The 7,602-nt window shown below is 74.1% G+C and carries 5 protein-coding genes and 1 pseudogene; 2 read left to right on the top strand and 4 right to left on the bottom strand.

Annotated elements, in window-relative coordinates; all coding sequences use genetic code 11:
• The 4 genes and pseudogenes from E1166_RS31645 to E1166_RS27900 form a co-directional block, all read right to left on the bottom strand.
• The coding region (locus E1166_RS31645) for a hypothetical protein (RefSeq protein ID WP_207914585.1) at positions 1-187 on the bottom strand (187 nt) is incomplete at its 3' end.
• A gap of 15 nt (positions 188-202) precedes the next feature.
• A complete protein-coding gene (locus E1166_RS32375; protein WP_243710558.1) occupies positions 203-589 on the bottom strand; it encodes a hypothetical protein in 387 nt (128 codons plus the stop codon).
• A 130-nt stretch (positions 590-719) separates the two neighbouring features.
• Positions 720-1,169, bottom strand: a pseudogene (locus E1166_RS32370) (glycosyltransferase); the annotation flags it as partial.
• A gap of 351 nt (positions 1,170-1,520) precedes the next feature.
• Positions 1,521-5,894, bottom strand: a complete 4,374-nt coding sequence (locus tag E1166_RS27900; protein ID WP_132342879.1) for a S8 family serine peptidase — start codon at positions 5,892-5,894, stop codon at positions 1,521-1,523.
• A 330-nt stretch (positions 5,895-6,224) separates the two neighbouring features.
• Between E1166_RS27900 and E1166_RS27895 the strand changes: the two genes are divergently transcribed.
• On the top strand, positions 6,225-6,668 hold the full coding sequence (locus E1166_RS27895; protein ID WP_243706511.1) for a winged helix-turn-helix domain-containing protein: 444 nt from the start codon (positions 6,225-6,227) through the stop codon (positions 6,666-6,668).
• A 67-nt stretch (positions 6,669-6,735) separates the two neighbouring features.
• Positions 6,736-7,602, top strand: an 867-nt coding sequence (locus tag E1166_RS27890; protein WP_132342878.1) for a hypothetical protein, incomplete at its 3' end; no start/stop codon positions are given.

The raw sequence follows: 7,602 nt of genomic DNA, 5'->3' as shown, positions 1-7,602 counted from the left end.
GCGGGGGTACGGCGGGGACGGCGCCGTACCCCCGGCTGTCTGGTCCGTCAGTTGCTGCGGCGACGCAGCTTCGCGCCCACTGCGCCACGGTCACCAGCACCGCGCCGAGGCCGAGAGCGAGCGCACCGACCGCGCCGACGGCGGCGGTCGAGGCGCCGGTCAGCGGAAGTTCCTGGCTCGAGGACATGTTCACCTCCCTTCCTCACGCATCCGATCCGGCGGAGACCGCGAAGCGTGCGGGGGAGTCCCACACGCAGCGGTCCACCGTGGGTTGGCGGATGGCCTTGACCACGGCGTGCACCATGATCACCCGGTACAGCTGGTCGGCCACGACGATCACCGGCAGGAAGAGCAGGAGGCGGGGGCAGCGCAGCCGCCAGGCGGCGAGCGCCACCCAGAGCGCGTGGCCGCCGAGCAGGAACAGCAGGCCGACACCGAGCCCCGGGCCGGCGGTCGCCAGCAGCCAGAGAGTCACCGGCGCGCCCGCCACGTACACCACCCAGTGCAGCATCAGCAGCAGGTACGCGCGGTCGAACCGGGTGTTGCGGCGGCCGAGACGGTGCCCGATGACCCCCTGGAAGGTGCCCACAGCCAGCGCAGGTTCTGCTTGTACCAGTCCCGACCGTTCGTCGGGTCCTGCAGGTGCGCGACGGCCCGGGGGGGGCGTACACCACCCGGCCCAGTCCGCGACGGTGCGTCTCCAACACCCAGTACGTGTCGTCGACGATGTACGGCGGCTGCTGCGGCAGCAGCACGTCCAGCAGTTCCGTGCGGTAGAGCGAATTCGAGCCGGAGATGCAGTTCATCACATTGAAGTGGCTCTGCAACCGGCGGACGACGGCCTGGTAGTTCCAGTAGCTGTAGGCGCGTTTGGCCAGCCAGGGGTTCCACCGCCGCTCGCGGGGCCACCAGGTGACGTTGTGCCCGACCACGATCGCCACCCGTTCGGACAGCTGCTCGAGTGCCCGGTCGAGGAAGGCGGGCTCGACCAGGACGTCGTCGTCGAGGATGACGACCGCCCGGAACAGCCCACCCAGTCCGAACCGGACGTACCCCTCGTGCAGCGCGGCCGGCTTGCCCACGTTGCGCGTCAGTTCCAGTACGGCAGCCCCGGCCGTCGCGGCCTCCCGGGCGGTGCCGTCGGTGGAGGCGTCGGAAACCACGTACACGGGGGCGCCGGTGGCTCGGGCGGCGGAGACCGCACCGGCAATGGTGGTGGCCCCGTTGCGGCAGGCAGGTAAGAGAGATGAAGGCCGTTCACATCACGGCGTGGCGGTAACGCCACGTGTTGCTTGAGCCTTCACCAATAGCCGTGAGTCGGATCTGACCGTTCGGTCAACCAGTCTCGTCCCGGCCGGCGGACCGGCCTGCCGACCGGTGCGGCGACCAGCCACCAGGGGGTGGCGGGCCGGTCGGCCGGGGGCGTCCCGCCGCCGCACGGACGATCATGCACCGGCTGTCGGTACGCACGACGGTGGCCGTCGACCCGCGGGTCGACGGCCACCGGGTGGCGCGATCGTTCAGATACCGGTCGCCCTGGTGCAGGAGGACGCCGGTGCCAGGTCGAAGTCGAGCGTGCCGACGATGCCCGCCTCGACCCGCGTGCGCTGCACCTCCGGCACCCAACCGTCCTTGGCGACGATCACCTCGTACCGGCCCTTCGGTAGCCACCAGGCGTAGCGGCCCTGGCCGTCGGCGGTCAGCGTCGTTCCGGTGGCGCCATCCACCCGGTTCACCCGGACCGTGGCCGGGATGGCCACCGTCGCGCCGCCGCAGGTGCGCCCGGTGACCGTGCCCTGGAGCTTGCCCCAGCTGGGCGGCGGTGACACGTTCATGGTCACCGCGACCGTCGGCAGCGGGTACGGGATGTCCGCCCGCAGCCCCAGCCCGCCCGAGTACGCCCCGGGCTGAAGCACCCCGGCCTCGGCCGTCGCGGTCAGCGTGACGGTGACCGTCCGGGACTCCCCCGGTGCCAGCGTGAAGCTGCCCGGCGTGGTGGACAACCAGGGCAGGTCGCTGGCCGTCACGCAGTTCTCCAGCCCGCCGAGCCGCTCGCTCTCCACGGATCCCACGAACGAGCTGGGCGAACCACCGATCTTGTACGCCCCGCAGGCGGCAGCGCCCCGGTACCGTCCGAACTGGGCGTTGGGCAGATCCCGCCAGGCCCCGGCGACCGGGTCGTAGCCGACCGTCCGGTTGGTCACCGCCGTCGAGTTGGCGGTCACCCCGCCGGCCAGCACCAACATCCCCCCGGCCGAGGCGTACTGGGACGCCCACAGGTCGACCGGCAGGTTCGGCAACGGTTGCCACTGGTCGGTGGTTGGGTCGTACCGCCAGGCGTCGTTGTACGCGGTGGCGGCGGCGCCCCCGGCGCAGTACACCTGGGTACCGATGCCACCGCAGGACGTCCAGGAGACCGGGTGCGGATAGTTGGCCCCGGTGCGGAACGTGCCGCTGCGGACGTCGAACACCACCAGCTTCGCCGAATCCGTGCATTCGGCGTCGACGCAGCCGCCGACCAGGTGTACCCGGTCACCGACCACGGCCACCCCGGCCGCGGCGGCGGGCGCCGGGTTCACCGCGCCGGCCAGGGTGCTCCAGGTGCCGGCCTGCGGGTCGAAGACGTCGACCGTCGGGTCGGGATTGCCGTCCGCGCCCCAGCCACCGATCACGTACAGCTTGCCGGACAGCGCCACGGCGGCCGGCTTGGACCGGGCGCGTGGCAGGTCGGGCAGGGCCGACCAGGCGCCGGTGGCCGGGTCGTACACCCAGGCCCGGCGCTCGGTGCGGGTGTCGCTGCCCCCGCCGACGGTGTACACCTTCCCGTCCAGGTTGGCCGCCGCGTTGTCGTAGATCGCCGCGGGCAGGTCGGCGACCCGGGTCCAGGCGTCGTCCGCGCTGGGGGCGGCGCCGGGGGCCCCACCGCCGTACGCGATGCCGGTGCGTGCCTTGCTGATCCCCTTGACCGTCTGCTCGCGCAGCGGTGCGCCGGCGGAGGAGAGCAGCTCGAACCCGCCACCGCGCTCCAGCAGCTCCACCTCGGCCGGGGCGGTGCCGGTGTTACGCACCGTCACCCGGGTGGTCCGGGTGCTGCCGTACGGCTGGTGGGACTGAACCTCGCCGGTGCTGACCGTCAGCCGGCCGGCGGCCAGCGCCAGGTCGGCCCGGCGGACCTCGTCCGCGACCACGGTCACCTGCTTGGTCGTCGTCGCGTACGGCGGCCGCGAGGCGGCGAACGGGTGCGGGCCGGTCAGGCTGGAGAAGAGGTGGTAGAAGCCGTCCGGCAGGTTGGCGTCGTCCGGGGTGGCCACCGAGACGCCCCGGTCCGCCGGCCGGTCGACGCTGGTCACGGTCACCCCGTTGACCGCCGCGCCGGTGTTCCGGTCGGTGGTGTTACCGACCACCAGTCCGCCGGGCGTGGGGAGGCAGTCCCGGTTGACCAGTTCCACGTCGTCCACCTGCCACCACCAGGCGAAGGTGCCCTTGAACCGGAAGCGGACCAGTACGGCCGACGCCCCGGCAACCGCGGTCAGCGGCACCTCCTCGACCCGTGGCCCGCGGCGGCTGGTCGTCTGGTGCCAGACGTTGGTCCAGGTCGTGCCGGCGTCGGTGGAGACGTCCACGTCGGCGGTGTCGCTCACCCCGACCGCCCGCCAGTCGCTGCGGAAACGCAACAGCGGCGCGGTCGAGCCGGACAGGTCGACCGCCGGGGTGACCAGGTCGGTGTCCTGGGTGTTGCCGGAGCCCAGCTTGTCGCTGTCGATGATCGCGAAGCCGCCGCTGCCGCCGGTCAGGTTGCCCCGCGCGCCCGGGTCGTCGAAGGCCCAGCCGCCCCTGTCGGTGCGGTTGCGCACCGACCAGCCCTCGGGAGTGGCCCGGCCGTCGAAGCTCTGGGTCAGCATCGGCGCGCTGAGGCTGCCGGTGTACCCGGCGGCCGCGCAGGCGGCCTCGACCGGGACGGCGACATCCGCCGTCACCGCCACGGCACCGGCGCTGACCTCCCGGGTCACCGCGCGGTAGCCCGTGTACCGGGCGGTGACGGTGAGCCGGTACGTGGCGTCGCCCGGCACGGTGAACGCGTACCGGCCGGTCACCGGGTCGGTGAAGATCGGGCCGCCGGGGCGGCCGGCGACGTCGATCCGCGCGTACAACGGCCAGCCGTGCCCGGAGCCGTCGGTGACCCGGCCGGTGACGGTGACCGTCGGCGTGGCGGCCAGCGCGAAGTCCCGGGTCACCGCGTCGCCCTCGGGGGCGGTGAGGGTCACCGTCTGACCGGCGAACCCGTACGCGGCCACGGAGAGGGTGACCTCGCCGGCCGGTACGGTCAGCGTGTACCGGCCGTCCGCGCCGGTGGTGGTGGCGCGTCCGTCCGCGTCGACCGTGGCACCGGCCACCGGCGTGCCGTCGGCCGCCGCGGTGACCGTGCCGGAGATCCGGGCCGCCGGTCCGCGCGGGGCTTGCCGGACCGCCGCGTACGCGTCGAGCCGGCCCTCGCCGAAGACGTTGTTGTCGTCCACGGTGCCCCCGCACTCCAGCGCCTCGACGTCGGACGCGGTGTCGTCGAGCAGCGCCTCGGTGGCCGCGACGTCCCCGCGCAGGGCGGGTGCGGCGGACCAGACCAGCGCGACGGTGCCGGCAACGTGCGGTGCGGCCATGGAGGTGCCGCTGTACGTCGCGTACCCGCCGGGCACGCTGGACCGGACGTTGCCGCCGGGCGCGGCGATGTTGGGCTTCACGTCCGGGCGGCTGGCGGCACCGCGGCCGGAGAACCGGGAGATCGCGCCGTTCGCGTCGTACGACCCGACGCCGTACGCGTTGGGGTTGTCACCCGGTGAGCCGGCGCTGCCGCAGGCCGGGCCGCTGTTGCCGGAGGAGAAGGTCGGGAAGATGCCGGCGGCCCGCCAGGCGGCGATGGTCTGCTGGTACCAGGGGTCGCCGCCGCTGCCGCCCCACGAGTTATTGACGATGTCCGGGCGCAGGTCGGGGCGGGGGTTGCGGCCGGCGAGGTCGGTCGGGGCGAGGACCCACTGGCCGGCGGCGAGCAGTGAGGCGTCGGTGCAGCCGTCGTTCTCGCAGCCCTTCGCGGCGATCCACTTGGCACCGGGGGCCACGCCGACCTGGTTGCCGGCTCCGTCGTCGCCGACCATCGTGCCCATGGTGTGGGTGCCGTGGCCGTCGTTGTCGCAGGGAGCGGCGGTCGGGCAGACGCGGGCCGGGTCGTACCAGTGATGGTTGTGGTCGACGGAGCCGTTGCCGAGGTTGCCCCGGTACGCCCGGCCCAGTGCGGGGTGGTCGAACTGCACGCCGCTGTCGATGTTCGCCACCACCAGACCTTCGCCCCGGACGCTGAACTCGTCCCAGACCTGGGGAGCGTTGATGCTGGCCAGCCCCCATTCCGCCGCCTTGGTGCCGGCCCGTGCGCCAGTCCGTTCGACGGGTCGGATCAGCGGGTAGCTGCGGGTGGGCGCGATCCGGGCCACGTCGGGCCGGGCGGCGATGGTGTCCAGCAGGGCGCGGTCCCCGGTCACCCGCAGCGCGTTGGCGATCCAGTACGCGGTGTGGGGCGCCTTCCGTGCCTCCAACGTCGACCGCAGGTCGCGTTGGGTCCGTTCGGCCGTGGTGGTCAGCAGCCGGTGCACCTCCCGGGCCCGGCTGTCGGCACCGCGTACCCGGGCGGTCTCGGCGAGGGGGGCCTGTTCCTTGAGGTAGACCAGGAAGGTCGTGGTGTCACGGGTGGCCAGCGCGTCGAGGACCGGGCGGTCCACGGTGGCGCGGGGCGGGGGCGGCGCGGCCACGGCGGGCACAGCCGGTTGGGCGGTGATGCCCAGCAACGCCGCCGCGAGCACGGCGACGGCTCTCCACCGGACGGGCCGTCCGGTCGATCGTTCGTACACGTTTCCTCCCCACGTCGTCGGTCCCGATCGGTTCGGGTCCGAACCGCGCGGGCCGGGGTCGCGGCCAGCGCAGCGGGTGGGGCGGCGGTTGGGTGGTGGCGGATGTCGCCGCCACGTCCGCTGTGAACGATGCTCTGCTGCGGAACTACCGCGATCAATCAATCGCGTCGGTCAGTATCTGGTCAGTAACCGGGCGCTACGCTGTTGTCGCCATGCTGAACGTGCCGTGACGGGTTCCTCGCGGTGGTTCGGCTGGCGGGTGACGGGGCGGCCTGGGGAGGGCGTGTGACCGGTGTCGGCATGGGATTCGTGGTCTGTGTCAGCGCGGACGTGTCGGTGCGGGAGCGGGTGGTGCGCCGGCTCGACGACCTCGGGCCGGTGGTGCTCTGCGCGGACCTCGCCGAACTGCGCGCGATGCTCTTCGGGTCGCCGGGGCCCGCCGTGCCGGAGGAAGAACATCCGTCGCCTCCGCCGGCACGCTGCGGCGACCTCGTCGTCGACCCGGCCGGGCACCTGGTCACCTGGCGGGGGCAGCCGCTGTCGCTGACCCGGTTGGAGCGGGAGTTGCTCGCCCAGCTGGCCGGCACTCCGGGCGGCGTGTGGAGCTACGAGCGGATCTTCGCCTCGGTCTGGGGCGGCACCTGGTTGGGCGACGCGGCGATCCTGCACTCCGCCGTGAAGCGGCTGCGCCACAAGCTGCGTGTCCTGCCCGACGGCCCGCAGGTGCAGACGGTGCGCGGCGTCGGCTACCGACTCGTGGTGCCGGGGGTGTAGTCGGTGGCCGCCTCGCGGTGCCGGGGCGTGTCCGGGGCCGGCGGCGGGCCCGTGACACGATGGCCGGGTGAGCGGTGCTGTCCAGGCGGGGTGGGCCCCGCCGAGTGGTCCTCCCGAGCCGACCCCCCGGCGGGGGTGGCCGCGTTGGCTGCTGGCCGTCACCGTGCTCTGGGCGGTGCTGCTGGGCGCGCTCACCTGGTGGTCGGTGCGGACGGATCCACCGACCGTGCGCGAGCAGCGCAGCATCGGTCAGGCCGCGCCGGTCGTGGAGCGGGCCGTCGGTGAGCTGGTCACCGCGATCGGCGACGGTGCGTGGGCGCTGGCCGCTACCCGCTACGAACCCGGCTGCCGGGTGACCCCGATGGCCGACGGCGCGACGCTGATCGGCGGCGTGACGGTCTTTGTGCCCGAGGGCGGCGAGCGGGCACTGCTGGAACGGGTCGCGGACCGGCTGCCGGCGAGCTGGCGGGCCGGGGTGCGGGCCGGCTCGGCGGGGCCCCGGCTGCGCGCCGACGCCGGGGAGTTCGTCGCGGTCGAGGGGCGGACCGCCGGCGCGGGCCGCATCGAGTTCGAGGCGGACACCGGCTGCCGCCCGGTGGACCGGCCGTACCAAGCGCCGGCGCTCGGAGCCGGCGGTCCGCCGCTGGACGCGGTGACCGAGGCCGCCCGAGCCCTGGGACGGTCCGCCCCGACCTCCGGGGAGTCGTTGAGCGTGGCCTGCCCGGCCGGTGGCCGGGCGACCACCACCGTGGTCACCGCCGGTCCCGCGCCGGTCGACCTGGCCGGCCTCCGGCCACTGGCCGCCCTCTCGTCCGCTCACTCCGCCGTCCTGCTGGACGCCCCCGAGGTGTACGCCTACCGGCGCGGCCCGATGGTCGTCCTGGCCGACGCCACCGGCGAGGAACTGCGCCTGGCCGCCTCCACCCCCTGCCCC

The sequence above is a fragment of the Micromonospora sp. KC213 genome, from assembly GCF_004348325.1.
Lineage (GTDB): Bacteria > Actinomycetota > Actinomycetes > Mycobacteriales > Micromonosporaceae > Micromonospora.
The sequence above is the reverse complement of the archived record's forward strand: the minus strand, read 5'-3'. Positions and strand labels throughout refer to the sequence as shown.